Here is a 22,970-nt window from a genome sequence, read left to right on the forward strand (position 1 = left end):
TGCACCGACCGTCGTGCCGACGGCGCTCGGGAGGGGTGCGCCGGGGCGTGCACCGGGCGCGAACGGGCCGCCCCCGCCCGGCGCACTCCGGCCTCGCTCGGCCGCAACTCCCTGCGTAGGCTGCCGGTATGACCAAGGACCTCCCCGAGATGCGCGCCTCCGACGCGGACCGCGACGCCATCGCCGAACGGCTTCGAGACGGATATGCCGAAGGACGGCTGACCACGGAGGAGTTCGAGGAGCGCCTGGAAGCCGCGTACGCCTCCCGCACCCGCGGCGAACTGGTGCCGCTGGTGCGGGACCTGCCGCAGCCCGGCTCCGACACGGCGCTCGGTGCCGCCGACGGGACTCAGTCCGCCGGAGCCTCCGTCCAGCGCTGGCGCGACCGTTACGGCGCGACCCCGACCTCCCGCACCGGAATCGCGGTGATGGGCGGGTTCGTGCGCAAGGGCAGTTGGATCATGCCGCGGCTCTTCCGCTGCTTCACCCTCTGGGGCGGCGGCCAGATCGATCTGCGGCAGGCCCGGTTCGAGGACCGGGACGTGGAGATCAAGGCGTTCGCGATCATGGGCGGGATCGACATCATCGTTCCGCACGACGCCGAGGTGGAGGTCACCGGCATCGGGATCATGGGCGGGTTCGAGCAGGGCGCCACCGGCACCGGCACCGCGGGCGCACCGCGCGTCACGGTCAGCGGGCTCGCCCTCTGGGGCGGCGTCGACGTGCGTCGCAAGAAGCCGCGGAAGGGAGAGCGGGGCGAGGACCGGGAGCTGTCGGACGGTTCCTAGACCCGTACTCCGGTGGCCACGGGGGCCGGCACCGGCCCGGCCTCTCCACGCTCGCGCACGCCTGCCCGGTGCGCCTGCCCGGGGGTACGGCTGACGGATGCGCCGGGGCGCGGGCGACGGTGTCGGACCTGCTGTCAGCGGGGCTCCCACTGCGGGAAGTCGGTGCCGGGAACGCCCGGCGGTCGGGACCAGTCGTCCGGGCCGCCGTCGTGGAGCAGGGGCGGGGCGACGTACCGCAGTCTGCCCAGGGGGCTGTCCCGCTCCCGGAACACGGGATCGGTGTCCGGCGCCCCCGGCCCGCTGCCGGCCGGCGAGTGCCCGGGCTCCGCGCCGGGCGTGCCGGAGGCGTCGGGTGCCGGCCAGTGCAGCAGGGCGTGCGCGGTACGGGCGAGCACCGCCCGTACCAGTACGCTGCCGGGCTCGCCCGCGCGCTGTGCGCTCAGCGCCCGCAGCAGCGCGGCGGCCAGCAGATAGCCGCTGCCGTGGTCCAGCGCCTGGGCCGGCAGCGCCCCGGGGCGTTCGTCCCCTCTCTCCTCTCCCTCGACGAGCGCGATGCCGGAGGCGGCCTGGACCAGGCTGTCGAAACCGCGGCGTCCGGCCCACGGCCCCTCGTCGCCCCACGCGTTGAGCGTGCCGATCACCAGGCCCGGCCTGCGCTCGGCCAGTGCGGCGGGGGAGAGCCCGAACCGGTCGAGTGCGCCGGGCCGGTAGCCGGTGACGACCACATGGGCCTCGGCGAGCAGCTCCCGGAAGGTGCGAAGGTCCGCGGTGTTCGCCAGATCGAGCCGGGTCGTGCGCTTGCCGATGCCGACATCGGCGTGGGTCTCCGGGGCTTCCGGCAGCCCCTGCGGGTCCACTCTCAGCACGTCCGCGCCGAGCAGCGCGAGCGTACGGGTGGCGACCGGCCCGGCGAGCACCCGCGTCAGGTCCAACACCCGCAGCCGCGACGGCCGTTGCGGGGCGATCGGGGCGGCGCCGTCCAGCCGCACGGTCTCCAGCAGCGGTCCGGCGGCGGCGACGGCGCCCTGCGGATGCGCGCGCCACTGAGTGTGCGTGCGTACGGCCACCGCGAGGCCACCGGCGGCGAAGACGGCCCGCTCCACCTGCTCGGCGTCGCGTTCGGCGAGCGTCCGCGCGACCCGTTCGACCAACTGCTCGCTGTCCGCGCCCGGGTCCGGCAGGGAGAGGGCGGCGAGCAGACGGGCCCGGTGGTGCGGGTAGTTGGCGTGGGTGCGCACCCACCCGTCGGCGGTGCGCCAGAAACGGGACAGCGGCGCGAAACCGTTCACCGCCCGGCCGTCGACGCGCAGCAGCCGCTCGCTGCGGAAGGCCGCAACCACCCGGGCGTCCGCCAGCGCCACCCGCGCGCCGGGGTTCGCGTACTCGGCCGCGGCCAGCGCGCACACACCGGTGGTGGCGCGTGCGAGGTCCAGCACCGGCAGCCGCGCCACGAGCCCGTGCCCGGAAAGGTGCCGCAGCCGCCGCAGATCGGCGGGGTCACCCCCCAGCCGCGACCAGATCCGACCACCGGCCTCGCGCCAACCGGCGTCCCCGGACGGGCGGTCGTGCGGGCTCTCGCAACGCGTCATGAACGCCACGCTAGACCAGCGCCCGACCCGCCGGGCGGGCCCGGCGACCCGGCAGCCGCCCCTCCGCGGTCCCGTCCGGCGTCCGTCCTCCCGCCCGTCGCCGTCCGTCCTCCCGGCCGTCCGGCGGCGACTGCCAGTCCGTCAGTGCCGGTGCGGTACGGGCGGCTCCGCCGGTCCTCCGCGCTGCGGCCCGGTGCCGTCCGCCGGGGCGGGGCGGGGCGAACAGGGGCGTAGCGTGGGGCGGATGAGGACCACGGACGAGCACCGCACTCCGGTCGACGACGAGGAGGCGGTGGCGAAGCAGCTGAGGCTGCGCGGTCGGGTCGACCTCGTCGACTCCTCCCCGGCACCCGGCGCGCCGGGCACGCTGGTCGCCGGCGTGGATGTGGCGTACGACGACGTGAGCGGCCGACTCGCGGCGGCGGCAGTGCTGTTGGACGCGGCCGACCTGCGCGTGGTGCACAGCGCGACGGCCCGGGGCCCCGTTCCGTACCCCTACCGCCCCGGACTGCTGGCGTTCCGGGAGCTGCCGGCGGTGCTGGAGGCGCTGTCCCGGCTGGAGTCCCGACCCGACCTGGTGGTCTGCGACGGGTACGGGCTGGCGCACCCGCGTCGCTTCGGACTGGCGAGCCACCTGGGCGTGGTCACCGGGCTGCCCTGCCTGGGCGTCGCCAAGAACCCGTTCGGCTTCCACCACGGCGAGTTGGGCGCCGCGCGCGGTGCGCGGGCACCGCTGCTGGACCCGGAGACCGGCGAGGAGGTCGGCGCCGCCCTGCGCACTCGAAGCGGCGTCAAGCCCGTGTACGTGTCGGCGGGCCACCGGGTCTCGGCGGACGCGGCGTGTGCGCACGTCCTGTCGCTGGCCCGGGAGTACCGCCAGCCGCAGACCACCCGCCTCGCCGACCGGCTCTGTCGCGAGGCACTCGCCGCACCCGGCTGACCCGGCCCGACCCGCACCGAGCCCGGCCCTCGCCGGGATGCGGACGGGGATCGGGGGCGGGCCGCGCCGTGCCTCAGGCCACCCGGAAGACGATGCCGGCCGCGCGCAGCCGTTCGATGAGCGGCTCGCCCATGGCGACGGCCGTGGTCACCTGCCCGCTGGTGCGCGGCAGTTCGTCGAAGGCCAGGCAGAGTGCCGACTCGGCGAGCATCTTCGCCGTCTCGCCGTAGCCGGGATCCCCGCCGCTGACCTCGGTGCGCACGGTCTGACCGCCTCCGGTCGCGGTGAAGCGCACCGAGAACCAGCTCTTGGCCCGACGGCTCTCGCTCGGTCCCTCACCGGGCGCCAGCTTTGCCCCCAACTTCCGCCTCGCGGGCGGGATCTGGGCTGCCAGGGCGATGCCGGCGACGCCCAGCACACCGCCGGCCACCACCGGAAGCCGGCGGACCGCCGCGGCGTGTCGGTACTCGAAGTCAGGCCCGTACCGCTCCAGTTCGGCGGCGGAGCGGCCCACGATCTGCGGATCGATGGTCGGCAGCGGAACGGCCCAGGCCGGCATCCCCTTGGCACGGCGGATCCGGCCGACCGGGGTGGAGATGCGCCGGTCGCGCGGGCGGGGCTCGATCTCGCGGCGGGCCCTGGCGGTGGTGGCCATGGTCTGCCAGCGGGCGAAGGACTCCAGCGCCGAGGCGAAGGTGCCGCCGGACATGCCGGCCTTGGCGCGCACATAGCCCTCCACGCGCAGCGGGACGCCCTGCGGCATCCGGAGCACGGTGAACAGCACTCCGAGGTCGTGCGGTACGGAGTCGAAGCCGCAGGCGTGCACCAGGCGGGCGCCGGTCTCCCGGGCGCGGGCGTGGTGGTTGACGTACACGGTGTCGACGAACTGGGGTTCGCCGGTGAGGTCGAGGTAGTCGGTGCCCGCGTCCGCGCAGGCGGCGACCAGCGGTTCGCCGTACTGCAGATACGGGCCGACCGTCGTCGCCAGCACCCGCGTGGAGCCGGCCAGCTCGCGCAGCGAGTCCGGGTCGCCGGAGTCGGCGCGCAGCAGCGGCAGTTCCGCCAGCTCGGGGAAGCGGGCGGCCAACTCGGCGCGCAGCGCGGTGAGTTTGGCCGTGTCGCGGCCCGCCAGCGCCCAACGGCACTTGTCGGGCGCGTTCTCGGCCAGGTACTCGGCGGTGAGCCGGCCGACGAACCCGGTGGCACCGAAGAGAACGACGTCGTACTTCCTTGGCACGTCTGCTCCTTGTCCTGGGGTGTTCCCGACCGTACGGCGTGGCGCGGCGGGCACCCCGAGGGGGGCCGCGGAGCCGGGCTCCGGCCCACCGGGGCCGTGTGCCGCCGGGGAACGTGCGCCGTGCGCCCGAGGGGGCTTGTGCAAAGTGGAACACGTTCTTAGCATCACCGGTGTTACATCATTGGTGTCACACGCGGTGAAGAGGTGCGATGACAGCGCAGTCGCAGCAGCACGGGCCGCTCGCCGGGGTGCGGGTCGTGGAGCTGGCCGGGATCGGTCCCGGACCGTTCGCCGGAATGCTCCTGGCCGATCTGGGCGCGGACGTGGTGCGGGTGGACCGCCCCGGCGGGGCGGCCCTCGGCATCGACCCCGCACGCGACCTCACCGGTCGCAACAAGCGCTCCGTCGTGGTGGACCTGAAGTCCGACGGCCCCGGCGCCGTACTCGAACTCGCCGAGCGCGCCGACGTGTTGATCGAGGGCTACCGGCCCGGCGTCGCCGAGCGCTTGGGCGTCGGCCCCGAGGCGTGTACGGCGCGCAACCCCCGCCTGGTGTACGGCCGGATGACCGGCTGGGGCCAGGACGGCCCGCTCGCACCGCGCGCCGGCCACGACATCGGCTACATCGCCGTCACCGGCGCACTCGGCATGATCGGGCCGGCCGACGGCGCTCCCGTACCGCCGATCAACCTGCTCGGCGACTACGCCGGCGGCTCGCTCTACCTGGTCACCGGCGTGCTCGCGGCGCTGCACCACGTACGGGCCGGCGGCGGGGGACAGGTGGTGGACGCCGCCATCGTCGACGGCACCAGCCATCTGACCGCGATGCTGCACGGGATGCTCGCCGCGGGGGCCTGGCAGGACCGCAGGGGCGTCAATCTGCTCGACGGCAGCTGCCCCTTCTACGGCGTGTACGAGACCGCCTGTGGCGGACACCTGGCCGTCGGCGCACTGGAGCCGCAGTTCTACGCGGAGTTCCTGGCTCTCCTCGGGCTGTCCGGGGACGGCGCGGGGCCGACGGTGGTGGACAGCGAACGGCTGCCGCCGCGCGAGGACTTCACCCGCTGGGGCGAGCTGCGCGAGATCATCGCCGCCCGGGTGCGCACCCGCAGCCGGGACGAGTGGGCGCGGATCTTCGCCGACAGCGACGCCTGCGCGGCGCCGGTGCTCTCGATGACCGAGGCGCCCCACCACCCGCACCTGGCCGCACGCGGCACGTACGTCGAACGGCACGGGCTGACCCAGCCGGCGCCCGCGCCGCGCTTCTCCGCCACCCCCACCACGGTGCGCACCGCCCCCGCGCCGATCGGCGGGCACACCGCCGAGGTGGCCGAGGACTGGGACGTACCCGCCCTCGCCCGGCCGGAGGACTCCACCGGCTCGGACAGCCCCGCCCCCGGGAGGCCGCAGCCGCCCGACTGACCCCCCTGCCGCCCGCACCCTGTCCAGGTCGCGCTGGTGCCCCTCGCCGACGGTGTAGTAGATCGACGGCTGGCGGTTGCCGATCATCGGCAGCAGCGGCCAGTCCTCGGGCAGGTTCGGCCACTGGTTCCAGAGCCCGGGGTCGCGCGGGAAGAGCGCGGGATCGCCGGTGACCTGGTACATCTCGCGGTAGCCGATGACCAGCCAGGCGGGCACCTCGCCGGGCAGCAACACCGGTACCACCGGCCCGTGTTCACGCCGGATGTCCCGGTACATCGCGCCGGGGTCGGTGTGGAAGCGGGGGCCGAGGAGCGGCACCGCGTTCACCCCGGCGTGCGCGGGGCAGCCGGGCGGCGGTGCCTGCGGTGCCGCTCCTCGGCCCCCGCTTCCACACCGACCCCGGCGCGATGTACCGGGACATCCGGCGTGAACACGGGCCGGTGGTACCGGTGTTGCTGCCCGGCGAGGTGCCCGCCTGGCTGGTCATCGGCTACCGCGAGATGTACCAGGTCACCGGCGATCCCGCGCTCTTCCCGCGCGACCCCGGGCTCTGGAACCAGTGGCCGAACCTGCCCGAGGACTGGCCGCTGCTGCCGATGATCGGCAACCGCCAGCCGTCGATCTACTACACCGTCGGCGAGGGGCACCAGCGCGACCTGGACAGGGTGCGGGCGGCAGGGGGGTCAGTCGGGCGGCTGCGGCCTCCCGGGGGCGGGGCTGTCCGAGCCGGTGGAGTCCTCCGGCCGGGCGAGGGCGGGTACGTCCCAGTCCTCGGCCACCTCGGCGGTGTGCCCGCCGATCGGCGCGGGGGCGGTGCGCACCGCCCCCGCGCCGGGTCGCGCCCGCTCCCCGCGCGGCAACCCGTACGGGCCGTACAGCCGTTACCGCCCGTACGGCCCGTACGGGTTGCCGCGCGGGGAGCGGGCGCGACCCGGCGCGGGAGCGCCGCGGTGCGAGCCGGCTGCGGGCGGACCGCCGCCCGGCCCTCTGCCGCGGCCCGACGAGAGGCAGCAGCCATGACGCCCATGCCGCGCCAGATCTTCACCGAGGACCACGACGCCTTCCGCGAGTCGGTCAGGACCTTCCTGGCCAAGGAGGTGCTGCCGCACCACGACCAGTGGGAGAAGGACGGCATCGTCAGCCGCGACGCCTGGTTGGCCGCGGGCCGCCAGGGGCTGCTGGGGATGGCGATGCCGCAGGAGTACGGCGGCGGGGGTGAGCCGGACTACCGCTACAGCGCCGTACTGGTCGAGGAGTTCGCGACGGCCGGCGCCTCCGGGCTCTTCCTCAGCCTGCACAACGACATCATCGGCCCCTATCTCCTCTCGCTCGCCACCGAGGAGCAGAAGCGCCGCTGGCTGCCCGGCTTCTGCTCGGGCGAGACGATCACCGCCATCGCGATGACCGAGCCCGGTGCCGGCTCGGACCTCCAGGCGATCCGCACCACAGCGGAGGACCGGGGCGACCACTGGGTGCTCAACGGCGCGAAGACGTTCATCTCCAACGGGATCCTGGCCGATCTGGTCGTGGTGGTGGCCAGGACAAGCCCCGAGGGTGGCGCCAAGGGGCTCAGCCTGCTGGTCGTCGAACGCGGCGCAGAGGGCTTCGAACGCGGCCGCAACCTGGACAAGATCGGCCAGAAGGCCCAGGACACCGCCGAGTTGTTCTTCGACGACGTGGTGGTTCCGAAGGAGAATCTGCTCGGCGAGCTGAACGGCGCCTTCCTCCACCTGATGACGCACCTGGCCCAGGAGCGCATCGGGATCGCCGTCGCCGCCGTCGCCACCGCCGAGCACCTGCTGGAGATCACCAAGAAGTACGTGAAGGAACGGGAGGCGTTCGGGCGTCCGCTGGCCAAGTTGCAGCACATCCGGTTCGAGATCGCCGAGATGGCGACCGAGATCGCCGTCACCCGCAGCTTCATGGACCGCTGCATCGCCGAGCACTCCGCCGGCGGGCTCGACGCCGTGCACGCCTCGATGGCCAAGTGGTGGGCGACCGAGCTGCAGAAGCGGGTCACCGACCGCTGCCTCCAACTCCACGGCGGATACGGCTACATGGCCGAGTTCCCGGTCGCCAAGGCGTTCGTCGACGGCCGTATCCAGACGATCTACGGCGGCACCACGGAGATCATGAAGGAGATCATCGGCCGCTCGCTGCTCGCCTGACCGTCCCGCACCCGTCCGCGCTCCCCACCGCACCCGTATGCACCCTCAGTCGCACCCGTCCGCTCTCGCCGCAGCGCCCGTCCCCGTTGCATTCGCCACCACCGCTGAACTCCCGCAAGTGAAAGGCCGCAGACCGTGACAACCGAAGCGTTCGTCTACGACGCCGTCCGCACCCCCAGGGGGCGCGGCAAAGCCAACGGCTCGCTCCACGGCACCAAGCCCATCGACCTGGTCGTCGGACTGATCCATGAGGTCCGGCGCCGTTTCCCCGACCTGGATCCGGCGGCGATCGACGACGTCGTGCTGGGCGTCGTCAGCCCGCACAGCGACCAGGGTTCGGACATCGCCAAGATCGCCGCCATCGCGGCCGGCCTGCCGGACACCGTCGCCGGCTTCCAGGAGAACCGCTTCTGTGCCTCGGGTCTGGAGGCGGTCAACCTGGCCGCGGCCAAGGTCCGTTCGGGATGGGAGGACCTGATCCTGGCGGGCGGTGTGGAGTCCATGTCGCGCGTACCGCTGGGCAGTGACGGCGGCGCCTGGGCGATGGACCCGATGACGAGTTTCGAGACCAACTTCGTGCCCCAGGGCATCGGTGCCGACCTCATCGCCACCGTCGAGGGCTTCAGCCGTCGCGACGTCGACGAGTACGCGGAGCTGTCCCAGGAGCGCGCCGCCCAGGCATGGAAGGAAGGGCGGTTCGACCGCTCCGTGGTACCGGTCCTCGACCGCTCCGGGCTGACCGTGCTGGACCGCGACGAGCACCTGCGGCCCGGCACGACCGCCGACTCCCTCGCCAAGCTCAAGCCCTCCTTCGCTGGTATCGGCGAGATGGGCGGCTTCGACGCGGTGGCGCTGCAGAAGTACCACTGGGTCGAGCGGATCGACCACGTCCACCACGCGGGCAACTCCTCCGGCATCGTCGACGGCGCCTCGCTGGTGGCCATCGGCAACGCCGAGGTCGGCGAGCGGTACGGGCTCACCCCCCGCGCCCGCATCGTCTCCGCCGCCGTCTCCGGCGACGACCCGACGATCATGCTCACCGGCCCCGCCCCCGCCTCCCGCAAGGCGCTCGCCAAGGCCGGTCTGACGATCGAGGACATCGACCTCGTGGAGATCAACGAGGCGTTCGCGGCCGTCGTGCTGCGCTTCGCGCGCGACATGGGCCTGTCCCTGGACAAGGTCAACGTCAACGGCGGCGCGATCGCCCTCGGCCACCCGCTCGGCGCCACCGGCGCGATGATCCTCGGCACCCTCGTCGACGAGCTGGAGCGCCGCGACCAGCGGTACGGCCTGGCCACGCTGTGTGTCGGCGGCGGTATGGGAATCGCCACCGTCGTCGAGCGTCTCTGACGTCCGCCCCGTCCTCAACCGCCCGATCCGCCAGGAGACCTCACACATGTCCGAGCCCACCACCATCCGCTGGGAGCGGGGCGTCGAAGGCCACGAAGGCACCGCAGCCGAGGGCATCGTCACCCTCGTGCTGGACGACCCCGACCAGTCCGCCAACACCATGAACGAGGGGTTCATCACCTCGCTCACCACCGTCGTCGACCGGCTGGAGGCGGAGGGGGACGCGCTGCGCGGCGTCGTCGTCACCTCCGCGAAGAAGACCTTCTTCGCCGGCGGCGACCTCAACCTCCTCATCCGAGCCACCCCCGAGACGGCCCCGCAGGTCTTCGAGCGGGGCCTCGGCGTCAAGCGCGATCTGCGCCGGCTGGAGACGCTCGGCGTCCCGGTAGTCGCCGCGGTCAACGGCGCGGCGCTCGGCGGCGGTCTGGAGATCGCCCTGGCCTGCCACCACAGAGTGGCGCTGGACGCACCCGGCTCCAAGATCGGCCTGCCCGAGGTGACCCTCGGCCTGCTGCCCGGCGGCGGCGGAGTGGTGCGCACGGTGCGGCTGCTCGGCATCGCCGACGCACTGCTGAACGTCCTGCTCCAGGGGCAGCAGTACCACCCGGCCAGAGCGATGGAGAAGGGCCTGGTGCACGAAGTCGTCGCCACCCGCGAGGAGATGCTCGCCTCCGCGCTCGCCCACATCCGTGCCAACCCGCAGGCACGCCAGCCCTGGGACGCCGACGGCCACCGCATCCCCGGCGGCACCCCGGCCCACCCGAAGTTCGCGGCCAACCTGCCCGCCTTCCCGGCCAACCTCACCAAGCAGACCGCCGGCGCGCCCTACCCGGCCCAGCGCAACATCATGGCCGCCGCGGTCGAGGGCTCCCAGGTCGACTTCGAGACCGCGCAGACCATCGAGAGCCGGTACTTCACGGAGCTCGTCGTCGGCCAGACCTCCAAGAACATGACCCAGGCGTTCTTCTTCGACCTCCAGGCGGTCAACTCGGGTGCCAGCCGCCCCTCGGGCGTCGAACCCCGTACGGTCCGCCGGGCTGCGGTGCTCGGCGCCGGGATGATGGGCGCGGGGATCGCCTACAGCTGTGCCAGGGCCGGTATCGAGGTGGTGCTCAAGGACGTCACCGCCGAGGCGGCGGAGACGGGCAAGGAGTACTCGCGCGCCCTGGTGGAGAAGGCCCTCTCGCGCGGCCGTACCACCCGGGAGAAGGCCGATGCGCTGCTCGCCCGCATCACGCCGACCGCCGAGGTCCAGGACCTCGCCGGCTGCGACGCGGTGATCGAGGCGGTCTTCGAGAACACCGAGCTCAAGCACAAGGTGTTCCAGGAGATCCAGCAGGTCGTCGAGCCGGACGCGCTGCTGTGCTCCAACACCTCCACGCTGCCCATCACCGAGCTGGCCACCGGCGTCGAACGCGAAGCGGACTTCATCGGGCTGCACTTCTTCTCGCCGGTCGACAAGATGCCGCTGGTGGAGATCATCCGCGGCGCGAAGTCCGGCGACGAGGCGCTCGCCCGCGCCTTCGACCTGGTGCGTCAGATCAAGAAGACCCCGATCGTGGTCAACGACAGCCGGGGCTTCTTCACCTCGCGGGTGATCGGCCAGTTCATCAACGAGGGCGTCGCGCTGGTCGGCGAGGGCGTGGAGCCGGCCTCCGTCGAGCAGGCCGCGGCCCAGGCCGGCTACCCGGCCAAGGTCCTGTCCCTGATGGACGAGCTGACGCTGACGCTGCCGCGCAAGATCCGCGACGAGAGCCGAAAGGCCCTGCTGGCACGGGGAGTCGAGCTGCCGGTCCACCCGGCGGAGGCCGTGATCGACCGCATGGTCGACGAGTTCGAGCGGCCCGGCCGCAGCGGCGGCGCGGGTTTCTACGAGTACGAGGACGGCAGGCGCACCCGGCTCTGGCCCGGTCTGCGCGAGCACTTCACCAAGGAGCCCGCGCCCGACATCCCGTTCGCGGACATGAAGGAGCGGATGCTCTTCGCCGAGGCGCTGGACACCGTCCGCTGCCTGGAGGAGAACGTCCTGACCTCGGTCGCCGACGCCAACATCGGCTCCATCATGGGCATCGGCTTCCCGCCGTGGACCGGTGGCGCGATCCAGTACATCAACGGCTACGAAGGCGGCCTGCCCGGCTTCGTCGAGCGCTCCCGCGAGCTGCAGCAGCGCTACGGCGACCGCTTCGCCCCGCCGGAGCTGCTGCTGGCGAAGGCGGCGGCGGGGGAGACCTTCCGCGACAGCTGACCGCGCCCCGGGGCCGGGTTGCCCCGGCCCCGGCCCGGCCCGCACCGCTCTGCGGCGCGGGCCGGGCCGTTCAGCGAGTCGGGTAGTTCGGTGCGCCGGGTCCTCCGGTGAGTCGGGTGTTCAGCGCGGACCGAGCTGCGGGGCGCGTTCCTCGGGGAACGTGCCCCGCAACTCCTCGCGCAGCGAACGCTGGAAAGCCGTCAGCAGGGCCTGCACCACGAGCGGTTGCATATGGGCGGAGAGGGTCTTCATCCGCTCCACCTCTTCCTCGTCGGGCTCCTGCGAGCGGTACGGGTCCCAGACCTCCTCGCGGAACAACTTGCTCAGCTCGCCCGCCAGTTGGCGCGCGTGGTCCAGCATCAGCTGCCGCGATCTGACCACCGCCTCCTGGGAGATCGGCAGCTCCAGCAGCCGCACCCCCAGCGGCAGCAGACCGGCGTCCACCTCGAACACCGACGGATCCTGGCCGCGTACCAGTACGTTCATCGCCTCCAGCCGCTCGATGTCGGCGTCGGCGAGAGGACGGCCGGCCCGGCGTTCCAGCTGCTCGCGGGTCACCTCGTCGGCGCTGTCCGGCATCCAGGAGGCGACCAGCGCACGGTGAATCGCCAGGTCCTGGGCGGTGATCTCCTCGGGCAGCCGCTGGAGATAGCGCTCGATCGCCGAGAGCGTCATGCCCTGGCTCTGCAACTCCTCTATCAGGGCCAGCCGCGCCAGATGCCCGTGGTCGTACCGGCCGACCCTGCGCGGCCCGATCCGCGGCGGCGGGAGGAGGCCGCGGGTGCTGTAGAAGCGGATGGTGCGCACCGTCACCCCCGCACGGGCCGCCAGCTCGTCGACGGTCAGGGCGGCCGGGCCGGTGTCCTCGGTCTGCTCGGTCATCCGCTCTGCCCTTCTCGCGCTCAGTCCCTCGGTGGTGCCACGGCCCGCGCCCTGCCCGGGCGACCGTGTTGTGCAGTATCGCTGTCTCAGCGAAGTTGTGAAACCCGCCCGGAGCAACAGCCGTTCACCCGCCGCGTGCCGCGGCGGTTCGCGGGCGCGAGTAATTCGGTGGCCCCGAGGGCGTCCGTTCGCGAGAGTGCCGACGTGGCACTTCACGAGAACGAGGTCGGTGCGGACGAGAGCGTCGTGCGGGCGCTGCTGCGCGAGCAGGTCCCGCAGTGGCAGGGCCTGTCCGTCTCGCCGGCGGGCGCCGGAACGGACAACACGATGTACCGACTGGGCGACCGGCTGCTCGTACGGCTGCCGCGCACCGCGGACAACGCCGGGGCGGTGCGCAAGGAGCAGGAGTGGCTGCCACGGCTGGCGCCGCATCTGCCCTGCCGCGTCCCCGAGCCGGTGCACGCGGGTGTGCCCAGTCCGGTGTTCCCGCTCGTCTGGTCGGTGCACCGCTGGATCGAGGGTGAGGAGGCCGGCACCGGCACGGTGGCCGACTGGTCCGCCTTCGGCGCGGATCTGGCCGAGGTCGTGCGGAGGCTGCACGCCGCACCTCTGCTGGGTGCCGAACGCCGCGGCGAACTCGGCGGCTACCGGGGCGGGGGTCTGCGCGCGTGTGCGAGCGGGTTCGGCGAGTCCTTCGACGCCTGCGGTGCGATCCGCGGGCTCGATCTGGACGTCGCGCGGCTGCGAGAGCTGTGGGAGTCCGGGCTCGCGCTGCCCGAGCCGTCCGGCCCGCAGGTCTGGCTGCACGGCGACCTCAAACCCTCCAACCTGCTGGTCCGGAAGGGGAAGTTGCGGGCGGTCATCGACTTCGGCTGCCTCACGGTGGGCTTCCCCGACGCCGAGCACGCGCCCGTGTGGGACCTTCCGTCCGAGGCCCGGCAGGCGTACTGGGACGCCGTGGGTCTGGACGACGCGACCTGGTCGCGGGCCCGTGCATGGGCCGTCGCGGTGGCGGTGAGCGGTGTGTCGTACTACTGGACCACCTTTCCCGCCTTCGTCGCCGAGTGCCTGTCGCGTCTGCGCGCGATCCTGGAGTCCGCCGACGACCGGTGAGGCGTGCGGACGGATGCGCGGCGGGTTCCGGTTGTGTGCGTCCGCGCCGCGTCCGCTCTTCCGCACGGCCCGGACTGCCGGCCGGCGAGCCGTGCGGCGTACGGCGTGTGATGCGAAACTCAGGCGTATCGATCCGCTTGCGTTTCGCATCACCGCTCCCTACGCTTCTGGAGTACGGAACCGTTTCGATGGCGGTTCCACCGAGCACGTCGAGGAGTGCCGGGCATGTCGATCCGATGCAGCCGCAGCCCGCTCTCGGGGCGGAGCAAGCTCACCCCCGAGCGGGAGCGCGAGCTCTACGACGCGGTGCTGGACCTGCTGCGCGAAGTGGGATACGAGGCGCTGACGATGGACGCCGTCGCCAGTCGCACCCGTTCCAGCAAGGCCACCCTCTACCGCCAGTGGGGGAACAAGTCGCGGCTGGTCGTCTCCGCGATCGAGCTGTGCGGTGCGCCGCCGCCCCCGATGGAGTGGCTCGGCCGCAACAGCCTGGTGGAGGATCTGCGCGAGCTGGCCAGATGGGCCGGGCGCGACGCCGCCAGGGACGTACCGCTGATGCGCGCGCTCGGCTCCGCCATGCAGGCGGACGGTGAACTGCTGCGTGTCATGCGCGAGACCATCATCGAGCCCGAACTCGTCGCGTTCCAGCGGCTGTTGGACGCCGCGGTCGAGCGGGGCGAGATCGCCGAGGTGCCGCCCGCGGTGAAGTACGTGCCGCATCTGCTCTTCGGCGCGCTGTTCTCGCGAGTCTTCATCGACGGCCTGGAGCCGGACGAGGAGTACGTCGTCACGCTGGTCGACGAGGTCGTACTGCCGATGTTCGGCCTGGGGGCGTCCGTCGAGGGCGACTCCGGGAAGCCCGCGCCCGTACCGCCCGCCGCTCCGGGTTCGGCCGGCCCGTCGCCGGACGCCGGCCAGACCGACGAGCCGAACGGAGCCCCGGGGGACTGACCCCGCCCGCCGCCGATCCGGGGCCGGACCGGCCCGAGCGCCGTGCCCACGGCGACCGAGCCGACCGGAGCCCACCGCACCACCAACCACCCACCGCCCGGGGCCGAGACCGGCCCCGAGGCGCGCCAGACCCTGCCCACCGTACGAACCGACGGGAGCTACCCCCGTGGCAACACTTCTCTCCGCACTAGGCCGGTTCTCATTCCGGCGCCGCGGCATCGTCGCGCTGATCTGGCTGGCGCTGCTGGCCGGCATCGGGTTCAGCGCCGCGACCGCCGCCAGCACACCCGGTATGTCCGTCGCCATGCCGGGCACCGAGGCCCAACGCGCTTTCGACCTGCTCGAAGAACGCTTTCCCGAGGCCAACGCCGACGGCGCCACCGCACGCATGGTCTTCCGCGCCGAGGACGGCGCACGCCTGACCGGCGGCGAGGCGAAGGGCACCGTCGACCGGGCGGTGGCCGGCCTCGGCAAGGACAAGGACGTCGTCGGCGTCGTCGACCCCTACGAGGCCAAGGCGATCAGCAAGGACCAGCAGACGGTCTACGCGACGGTCCTCTACGACGCGCCGATGGGCGAGGTCACCGAGGAGTCGCGCGAGGCGTTGGAGAAGGTCGCGGAGTCCGCGCGCGACGCCGGCCTGGTGGTGGAGACCGGTGGTACCGCGCTGGAGACCGAGCCGGAGACCGGAACCGGTGAGGTCATCGGTGTGCTGGTCGCCGCGATCGTCCTGGTGATCACCTTCGGTTCGCTGGTCGCGGCCGGTATGCCGCTGATCACCGCATTGGTCGGGGTGGGTATCGGTGTCGGCGGCGTGATCGCGCTCGCACCGCTGATGGACATGTCGGCGGTGACCTCCATCCTGGCCGCCATGATCGGCCTGGCGGTCGGCATCGACTACGCGCTGTTCATCGTCTCCCGCTACCGCTCCGAACGCGCCGAGGGGTACGACGCCGACACCGCGGCGGGACGCGCCGTGGGCACCGCAGGCTCGGCCGTGGTGTTCGCCGGCCTCACCGTGCTGATCGCCCTCGCGGGCCTGGCAGTGGTGGGCGTACCGCTGCTCACCAAGATGGGTCTGGCCGCAGCGGCCACCGTCGCCATCGCCGTACTGGTCGCGCTCACCCTGGTCCCCGCGGTGCTCGGCTTCGCCGGCGACCGGGTGCTCGGCCGGCGCACCCGCAAGACCCTCGACGAGGGGGAGGGCGGCGCCCACCCGGCGACGCCCAAGGAGTCGCTCGGCACTCGCTGGGCGAAGCTGGTGCTGCGCCGCCCGGTGGCGGTGCTGCTGACCGCGGTGCTGGGACTCGGCGTCATCGCGCTTCCGGTCACCCAGCTCGAACTCGGTATGCCCGACGACTCCTCGCGCTCCGAGGAGTCCACCCAGCGCAAGGCGTACGACCTCATCGCCGAGAGCTTCGGCCCCGGCGCCAACGGCCCGCTGATGGTGGTCGTCGACACGGACGAGGTGGACGGCAACCCGAAGTCCGCGGTGCAGGGAGTGGCGAAGCAGCTGGGCTCGCTGGACGGCGTGCTGGCCGTCACTCCGCCGGAGTTCAACCGCGCGGGCGACGCTGCCATGCTGAACGTCGTCCCGGAGACCGGCCCGACCGCGATCGAGACCCAGGACCTCGTCCACGAGATCCGCGACACCGCGGGCGACACCCGGTCCGAGACCGGCGCCGAGGTGATGGTCACCGGTTCGACCGCGATGAACATCGACTTCTCCGAGAAGCTCAACAACGCGCTCGTTCCCTACCTCGCACTGGTCGTCGGACTCGCGTTCGTGCTGCTCATGCTGGTCTTCCGCTCGGTGCTGGTCCCGCTCAAGGCGGCGCTCGGCTTCCTGCTCTCGGTGCTGGCCGCGCTCGGCGCCGTCGTGGCGGTCTTCCAGTGGGGCTGGCTCGCCGACCTGCTCGGTGTCGCCCAGACCGGTCCGATCGTCTCGATGGCGCCGATCTTCCTGGTGGGTGTCGTCTTCGGGCTGGCCATGGACTACGAGGTGTTCCTGGTGACGCGGATGCGCGAGGCGTACGTGCACGGGCAGAGCCCGCACGAGGCCGTCGTCACCGGCTTCACCCACGGCGCCCGGGTCGTCGCCGCGGCGGCCGTCATCATGATCAGTGTCTTCGCCGGATTCATCGCCTCGGACGAGCCGATGATCAAGATGATGGGCTTCGGACTGGCGATCGCGGTCTTCTTCGACGCCTTCGTGGTCCGGATGGCCCTGGTACCGGCCGTACTGGCTCTGCTCGGCCGCTCCGCCTGGTGGCTGCCGAAGTGGCTGGACCGCGCGCTGCCGTCGGTCGACGTGGAGGGCGAGAAGCTGTCCACGCAGAAATCGGCGACCGAGGAGAAGGAGTCGGTGGGCGTGGGGAGTTGATCGCCCGCCGGCGCTGATCCCGCGGCTGGGCCCGGTCTGTTCGACAGACCGGGCCCAGCCGCATGGGGTGTGCGGGAGCGTACGCTCAGCCGCCGACGACGGGGTAGTGGTCGGACAAGTTCGTGTAGGTGTACTCCTTGCCCCAACTGCGCACCGTCCACGGCACGGAGCGCTCCGCGACGACCTCGTTGTCCCAGGACTGCGGGCGCGCGTGGCCCTCGCGGTGCAGCACGTGGTCCAGGTTCTCGCGCGGGTCGTCCGGGTAGCGGTCGGCGGCCACGGAGTTGTCCTCGGTGTCGAAGGAGTACGGCAGTCCGCTGCGGCTGTCGACGTCCGCCAACCCCGCGTCGGCCAGCATCCGCGGGTACTCATCGCTGCGGGAGTCGACGTTGAAGTCCCCGGCTACCAGGACCTGTTCGTCGGCCGGGATCTCCTTGCGGTCCAGGAACGCGCTCAACTCGCGGAACTGCGCGCTGCGCACCTCGGCCGGCCGCCCCTGCGCACAACCGGGATCGGTCGACTGCGTGTGCGTGCCGACGAGGTGGACGTTGCTGCCGGCCACGTCCAGCACCGTGTAGACGAAGCCCTTCTGGGACAGCGCCTCGATGCCGCAGCCCTCCTCGTAGACGTACTGCTCGCTGCGCACGATCGGCCACTTGCTGAGCACTGCGACCCCGCCGTCCTCCACGGAGGCGCCGGAGTACGCGCCGTGGGTGGCGTCCCAGCCGTCGCGGGAGCGGCCGAGCACCGGCGTACGGTGCGGGTACCGGTCCGCCGCGTTCTCCAGCAGCGCGTCCGAGGAAGAGTTGTCGAAGGCCTCCTGGAGCACCACCGCGTCGTTGCCGTGGAACCAGTCCTGCCGCGGGATCTGCGCGGCACGGTGGTCCTGGCCCCAGTTGGGGTGGAGCAGCTTGCTGAAGAGAAAGACGTTGTGGCTGAGCACCCGCAGCCCCGGGCCCGCGGATTCGGACGGCGCGGACTGCGCGTGCGCGTGACCGGAGCGTGTGCGCTCGGGCTGGGCGTGTGCGGTGGGTACGGCCGCGGCTGCGCACACGGCGGTGAGCGCGGTCGTCAGCGCGGCGAGACGCACCCCGCTGAACTGCCTGTACTTCCGTCGATTCGTGCGGTGGGACACCTGTCGCTCCTGGGGAAGAGGTGGGGCTGACGCGCCGGCTTGTCTATTCAAGCAGCGCCCCTACGCCTGAGTAACCCTGCGCGGGTGAACGTTTCGATGGGCCGGAGTTGCTGCCGCATCAGCCCTCTCGCCAGGAGTCGGTCCTGCGACCCGACCGCTCGGCCGTGCGACCCGACCGCGGGAGGCTGCCGACCCGCCCGGCCGCTTCCCCGCCCCTGCCCGCCGGGCAACCGCTACAGCGGATCGATCTCCGTCAGCTCCTCGTCGAGGGCAAGCCACCGGTCCACGCCGATCGACCGCAGAAAGCCCGGATCGTGACTGACCACGAGCAGCGCGCCCCGATAGGACTCCAGAGCGGTGACCAACTGCCGCATGCTCGCTGTGTCGAGACTGTTCGTCGGCTCGTCGAGCATCAGCAGCTGCGGTGCCGGTTCGGCCAGCAGCAGCGCGGCGAGGCTCGCGCGGAAGCGTTCACCGCCGGAGAGCCCGCCCGCGAGCCGGTCTGCCGCGGCGCCCCGGAAGAGGAACCGGGCGAGCTGCGCCCGGATCCGATTGTCACCGGCCCGAGGGGCGAAGCGGGCGACGTTCTGCGCGACCGACAACCCGTCGTCCAGCAGATCGAGCCGCTGCGGCAGGAAGCGCATCGGCACATGGAGCGTCAACCCGCCCTCATCCGCCGGCAGTTCACCCGCCACGGTCCGCAGCATCGTGGTCTTCCCCGAGCCGTTGGCGCCGGTCAGCGCCACACGCTCGGGGCCGTGCAGATCGAGGGTGACCCGGCTGCCGGTGCGCAGCACCAGCTCGCGCGCGCTCAGCACCTGACGGGCCGAAGGGACCTCGGTGCTGGGCAGATCGACTCGGATCTCCCGGTCGTCGCGGACCAGTTCGGACGCCTCCTCCAGCCGCTCGCCCGCCTGCGCGAGCTTCTGCTCGTGCATGATGCGGTGCTTGCCCGCGGAGACCTGGGCCTCGCGCTTGCGCGCGTTCATCACGATCTTCGGCTCTCGCTTGTTGGCGTGCATCTTGTTGCCGTAGCGCACCCGCTTGGACAACTTCTCCTGCGCGTCGGAGAGTTCGCGCTTCTGCCGCTTCAGATCGCCCTCCGCGACGCGCACCGCGCGCTCCGCCGCGGCCTGTTCGGTGGCGACGGCCTCCTCGTACGCCGTGTAGTTGCCGCCGAAGAAGCGGATCCGGCCCTCGCGCAACTCGGCGATCCGGTCGACGCGTTCGAGCAGTTCCCGGTCGTGGCTGACCACCAGCAGCACGCCGCGCCAGCCCTCCACCGCCTCGTACAGCCGCCTGCGTGCCCGAAGATCGAGGTTGTTGGTCGGCTCGTCGAGCACCAGGATCTCGGGGCGGCGCAGCAGCAGCGCGGCCAGGCGCAGCAGTACGCCCTCACCGCCCGAGACCTCGCCGACGGTGCGGTCCAGCCCGATGTGCGCCAGGCCGAGGCCCGCCAGGGTCGCCGAGGCACGCTCCTCCACGTCCCAGTCGTCGCCGAGCGCGGTGAAGTTCTCCTCTGAGGCGTCACCGGCCTCGATCGCGTGCAGCGCACGACGTCGATCGGCGATCTCCAGCACCTCATCGACCCTGCGGCCGGTGTGCAGTCCGAGGTCCTGCGGCAGTCGGCCGAGCTCGCCGGAGGCCCGTACGGTGCCGGCGCTCGGCGTCAACTCGCCCGTGAGCAGGCGCAGCAGCGTCGACTTGCCGGTGCCGTTGTCGCCGACGAGCCCGGTGCGGCCGGACCCGAAGCTGACGCTGAGGTCCTCGAAGACCGGAGTGCCGTCCGGCCAGGCGAAGCAGAGCCCGTCGGCGAGCACGGACCAGGCAGCGCCGGAGCCGCCGCTGTCGACCGGACGCGAGGGAGGAAGATCGGAGGATGACGCGAATGACATGAGGCCTCCTGCGGCCGTCGGGAGAAAAGGAGCAGCACAGGAGACACCCGGCCCTTGGGGGGCGAGTACGGATGGGGCCGGGAGACGGCTCGCAGTCCGAGGTCACACACGTGGAGTCCGCCGCAGGAAGCAGCAACGCTTCTCGGCGGGAAGGGGCCGAACCGGCGCACGGAATGTGCACGTGCACGGTCGCCACCAGGGGCGCACGGTGTCTCATGACCTCAGATGCGCAACGGCCTCTCCTCACCTCGACAACAGGGCCACGGACGACCGTAGGGCGCCCGCCGAGGCGAGTCAACGGAATAAATGCCGACGCGCGGCACGTCCGGTACGGCTGCCCGGCAGCAGTGCCGGGCAGCCGTACCGCCTCGAAACCGGCTCAGCCGCGGCCGTCCAGCAGCCCGGCCTTGCGCAGGGCGTCGGCCATCGCCCCGCTCGGCGCAGCCTCACGCCGACCCGCGCCGCCGCTCTTCGCACCGCCGCTCTTGGCGCCGCCGCCGCCGCGGCCCGCGCCTGCCTGCCGCCTGCCGCCGCCGTCCTCGCGGCCCGCGCCGGAACGGCCTCGGCCGCCACCGCCGCCCTCCTGGCCGCCGCGCCGGCCGGAGGCTTCGCCCCTGCCCCGGGGCCGCTCGCCCGCCGCCGGCACCTCGTCGTCCAGCCGCAGGGTCAGCGAGATGCGCTTGCGCTCCACGTCGACCGAGAGCACCTTCACCCGGACGATATCGCCGGGCCCCGCCACCTCCCTGGGCTCCTTCACGAAGTTCTTCGACATCGCCGAGACGTGCACCAGCCCGTCCTGGTGCACACCGATGTCCACGAACGCCCCGAAGGCGGCGACGTTGGTCACCACCCCCTCCAGGACCATGCCCTCGGCGAGGTCACCGATCTTCTCGACGCCCTCCTTGAAGGTCGCGGTCCGGAAGGCCGGCCGCGGGTCGCGACCCGGCTTCTCCAGCTCCCGCAGGATGTCCGTCACGGTGGGCAGCCCGAAGGTCTCGTCCACGAACTGATCCGGCCTCAACGAGCGCAGCACTGCGGTGTTGCCCACCAGCTCGCCCACCGCGCCGCCCGTCCCACCGGCCATTCTGCGCACCACCGGATAGGACTCCGGGTGCACGCTGGAGGCGTCCAACGGGTCCGCGCCGCCGCGGATGCGCAGGAAGCCCGCGCACTGCTCGAACGCCTTGGGGCCCAGCCTGGCAACGGACTTGAGCTCCTTGCGGCTGTGGAAGGGGCCGTTGGCGTCCCGGTGGGAGACGATGTTCTCGGCGAGGGTCGAGCTGATGCCCGAGACCCTGGAGAGCAGTGGCGCCGAGGCGGTGTTGACGTCCACGCCGACGCCGTTCACGCAGTCCTCGACGACCGCGTCCAGCGACCGCGAGAGCTTGGTCTCGGCGAGGTCGTGCTGGTACTGGCCGACACCGATCGACTTGGGGTCGATCTTGACCAGCTCCGCCAGCGGGTCCTGGAGCCGGCGGGCGATGGAGACGGCGCCGCGCAGCGACACGTCCAGCTCCGGAAGCTCGCGCGAGGCGTACTCGGAGGCCGAGTACACGGAGGCACCGGCCTCGGAGACCATCACCTTGGTGAGGTTCAGCTCCGGGTGGCGGCTGATGAGCTCGCCGGCGAGGCGGTCCGTCTCCCGCGAGGCGGTGCCGTTGCCGATCGCCACGAGGTCGACGGAGTGCTCCTTCGCCAGCACCGCCAGCGCGGCGAGTGAGGCGTCCCACTTGTTCGCCGGGGCGTGCGGGTAGATCGTGCTGGTGGCCGACACCTTGCCGGTCGAGTCCACCACGGCGACCTTCACGCCCGTCCGCAGCCCCGGGTCCAGCCCCATCGTGGAGCGGGTGCCGGCCGGCGCGGCGAGCAGCAGATCGCGGAGGTTCGAGGCGAAGACGCCGACCGCGTCGTCCTCGGCCGACTGCCGCAGCCGCAGCCGAAGATCGATACCCAGATGCACCAGCACCCTGGTGCGCCAGGCCCAGCGCACCGTCTCGCGCAGCCACTTGTCCGCCGGGCGCCCCCGGTCGTGGATGCCGAAGCGGTCCGCGATCGCCACCTCGTACGGGGTCGGGCCCGCCTGCTCGGCCTCCCCCGGGGCCAGCGGATCGAGGCCGAGATCGAGGACGTCCTCCTTCTCGCCCCGCAGCATCGCCAGCACCCGGTGGCTGGGCATCTCGGTGAACGGCTCGGCGAAGTCGAAGTAGTCGGCGAACTTCGCGCCCTGCTGCTCCTTGCCCTCCCGCACCGAGGCCGTCAACCGCCCCTGCCGCCACATCCGTTCGCGCAGCTCGCCGATCAGGTCGGCGTCCTCGCCGAAGCGCTCGGTGAGGATCGACCTCGCGCCCTCCAGGGCCGCGGCCGGGTCGGCCACTCCCCGCTCGGCATCCACGTAGGCCTGTGCCGACTCCGCCGGCTCGGTGCTCGGATCCGCCAGCAGCGCGTCGGCGAGGGGCTCCAGGCCGGCCTCGCGGGCGATCTGCGCCTTCGTCCGGCGCTTGGGCTTGTAGGGGAGGTAGATGTCCTCCAGCCTGGCCTTGGACTCGGCCGCCCGGATGCGGGCCTCCAACGCCTCGTCCAACTTGCCCTGGCCCCGCACCGATTCGAGGATCGCCGTCCTGCGCTCCTCCAACTCCCGCAGGTACCGCAGCCGTTCCTCGAGCGCGCGCAGCTGCGCGTCGTCGAGCATCTCGGTTGCTTCCTTGCGGTACCGGGCGATGAAGGGCACGGTCGAGCCGCCGTCGAGCAGCTCGACGGCGGCCCGGACCTGCCGCTCCCGTACTTCCAGCTCGTCGGCGATCCTGGCTTCGATGGACACTGTTGATGCGCTCACGCCCCGCATTGTGGCAGGCGGCACCGACAGTGGCGGCCTC

The 22,970-nt window shown here is 72.5% G+C and carries 15 protein-coding genes and 1 pseudogene; 9 read left to right on the plus strand and 7 right to left on the minus strand.

What is annotated here, in order from left to right; all coding sequences use genetic code 11:
• Positions 1 to 128 precede the first annotated feature (128 nt).
• Positions 129 to 788: a DUF1707 SHOCT-like domain-containing protein gene (locus JGS22_RS24215; RefSeq protein WP_236074324.1), complete on the plus strand. Its 660-nt coding sequence runs from the start codon at positions 129 to 131 to the stop codon at positions 786 to 788.
• 134 nt (positions 789 to 922) lie between these two features.
• On the opposite strand, the gene JGS22_RS24220 is transcribed toward JGS22_RS24215, so the two are convergent.
• The gene (locus JGS22_RS24220) at positions 923 to 2,377 is read right to left on the minus strand and encodes a CoA transferase (RefSeq protein ID WP_211042725.1); all 1,455 of its coding nucleotides are present in this window, start codon (positions 2,375 to 2,377) and stop codon (positions 923 to 925) included.
• Between the two features lie 244 nt (positions 2,378 to 2,621).
• Between JGS22_RS24220 and JGS22_RS24225 the strand changes: the two genes are divergently transcribed.
• Complete coding sequence (locus JGS22_RS24225; RefSeq protein WP_216815149.1) at positions 2,622 to 3,317, plus strand: endonuclease V; 696 nt, start codon at positions 2,622 to 2,624, stop codon at positions 3,315 to 3,317.
• A 73-nt stretch (positions 3,318 to 3,390) separates the two neighbouring features.
• Here JGS22_RS24225 and JGS22_RS24230 read toward each other — a convergent pair whose 3' ends face one another.
• Positions 3,391 to 4,554, minus strand: a complete 1,164-nt coding sequence (locus tag JGS22_RS24230; RefSeq protein WP_308405875.1) for a saccharopine dehydrogenase family protein — start codon at positions 4,552 to 4,554, stop codon at positions 3,391 to 3,393.
• 209 nt (positions 4,555 to 4,763) lie between these two features.
• Here JGS22_RS24230 and JGS22_RS24235 point away from each other — a divergent pair, with 209 nt between their 5' ends.
• Complete coding sequence (locus JGS22_RS24235; RefSeq protein WP_211043476.1) at positions 4,764 to 5,975, plus strand: CaiB/BaiF CoA transferase family protein; 1,212 nt, start codon at positions 4,764 to 4,766, stop codon at positions 5,973 to 5,975.
• Between the two features lie 30 nt (positions 5,976 to 6,005).
• Here JGS22_RS24235 and JGS22_RS26615 read toward each other — a convergent pair.
• Positions 6,006 to 6,302: pseudogene (locus JGS22_RS26615) on the minus strand (cytochrome P450); the annotation flags it as partial.
• Positions 6,303 to 7,000: 698 nt separating this feature from the next.
• Here JGS22_RS26615 and JGS22_RS24240 point away from each other — a divergent pair.
• The 3 genes from JGS22_RS24240 to JGS22_RS24250 all read left to right on the plus strand — a co-directional run bounded on the left by JGS22_RS24240 (position 7,001) and on the right by JGS22_RS24250 (position 11,738).
• A complete protein-coding gene (locus tag JGS22_RS24240; RefSeq protein ID WP_211043072.1) occupies positions 7,001 to 8,143 on the plus strand; it encodes an acyl-CoA dehydrogenase family protein in 1,143 nt (380 codons plus the stop codon).
• A 135-nt stretch (positions 8,144 to 8,278) separates the two neighbouring features.
• Positions 8,279 to 9,493: an acetyl-CoA C-acetyltransferase gene (locus JGS22_RS24245; protein ID WP_211043068.1), complete on the plus strand. Its 1,215-nt coding sequence runs from the start codon at positions 8,279 to 8,281 to the stop codon at positions 9,491 to 9,493.
• Between the two features lie 46 nt (positions 9,494 to 9,539).
• Complete coding sequence (locus JGS22_RS24250; RefSeq protein ID WP_211043070.1) at positions 9,540 to 11,738, plus strand: 3-hydroxyacyl-CoA dehydrogenase NAD-binding domain-containing protein; 2,199 nt, start codon at positions 9,540 to 9,542, stop codon at positions 11,736 to 11,738.
• Positions 11,739 to 11,858: 120 nt separating this feature from the next.
• Here the strand turns inward: JGS22_RS24250 and JGS22_RS24255 are convergent, their stop codons facing one another.
• Positions 11,859 to 12,620, minus strand: coding sequence for a MerR family transcriptional regulator (locus JGS22_RS24255; protein WP_211041048.1), 762 nt, complete (start codon positions 12,618 to 12,620; stop codon positions 11,859 to 11,861).
• 204 nt (positions 12,621 to 12,824) lie between these two features.
• Here JGS22_RS24255 and JGS22_RS24260 point away from each other — a divergent pair, with 204 nt between their 5' ends.
• The 3 genes from JGS22_RS24260 to JGS22_RS24270 all read left to right on the plus strand — a co-directional run bounded on the left by JGS22_RS24260 (position 12,825) and on the right by JGS22_RS24270 (position 17,067).
• Entirely contained in the window at positions 12,825 to 13,733 is a 909-nt protein-coding gene (locus tag JGS22_RS24260; RefSeq protein WP_211041047.1) for an aminoglycoside phosphotransferase family protein, read from the plus strand.
• A 225-nt stretch (positions 13,734 to 13,958) separates the two neighbouring features.
• Positions 13,959 to 14,684 (plus strand): TetR/AcrR family transcriptional regulator, encoded by a 726-nt coding sequence (locus tag JGS22_RS24265; RefSeq protein ID WP_211041046.1) that lies wholly within the window; start codon positions 13,959 to 13,961, stop codon positions 14,682 to 14,684.
• Positions 14,685 to 14,850: 166 nt separating this feature from the next.
• Positions 14,851 to 17,067 (plus strand): MMPL family transporter, encoded by a 2,217-nt coding sequence (locus JGS22_RS24270; protein ID WP_211041045.1) that lies wholly within the window; start codon positions 14,851 to 14,853, stop codon positions 17,065 to 17,067.
• Positions 17,068 to 17,152: 85 nt separating this feature from the next.
• On the opposite strand, the gene sph is transcribed toward JGS22_RS24270, so the two are convergent.
• From sph to JGS22_RS24285, 3 genes are all read right to left on the minus strand, one after another.
• Entirely contained in the window at positions 17,153 to 18,202 is a 1,050-nt protein-coding gene (gene sph / locus JGS22_RS24275; RefSeq protein WP_211041044.1) for a sphingomyelin phosphodiesterase, read from the minus strand.
• A 233-nt stretch (positions 18,203 to 18,435) separates the two neighbouring features.
• Positions 18,436 to 20,097, minus strand: a complete 1,662-nt coding sequence (locus JGS22_RS24280; RefSeq protein ID WP_211041043.1) for an ABC-F family ATP-binding cassette domain-containing protein — start codon at positions 20,095 to 20,097, stop codon at positions 18,436 to 18,438.
• Between the two features lie 379 nt (positions 20,098 to 20,476).
• Positions 20,477 to 22,930, minus strand: coding sequence for a Tex family protein (locus JGS22_RS24285; protein ID WP_308405876.1), 2,454 nt, complete (start codon positions 22,928 to 22,930; stop codon positions 20,477 to 20,479).
• Positions 22,931 to 22,970 lie beyond the last annotated feature (40 nt).

The sequence above is a fragment of the Streptomyces tardus genome (assembly GCF_018101125.2).
GTDB classification, from domain to species: Bacteria; Actinomycetota; Actinomycetes; order Streptomycetales; family Streptomycetaceae; genus Streptomyces; species Streptomyces tardus.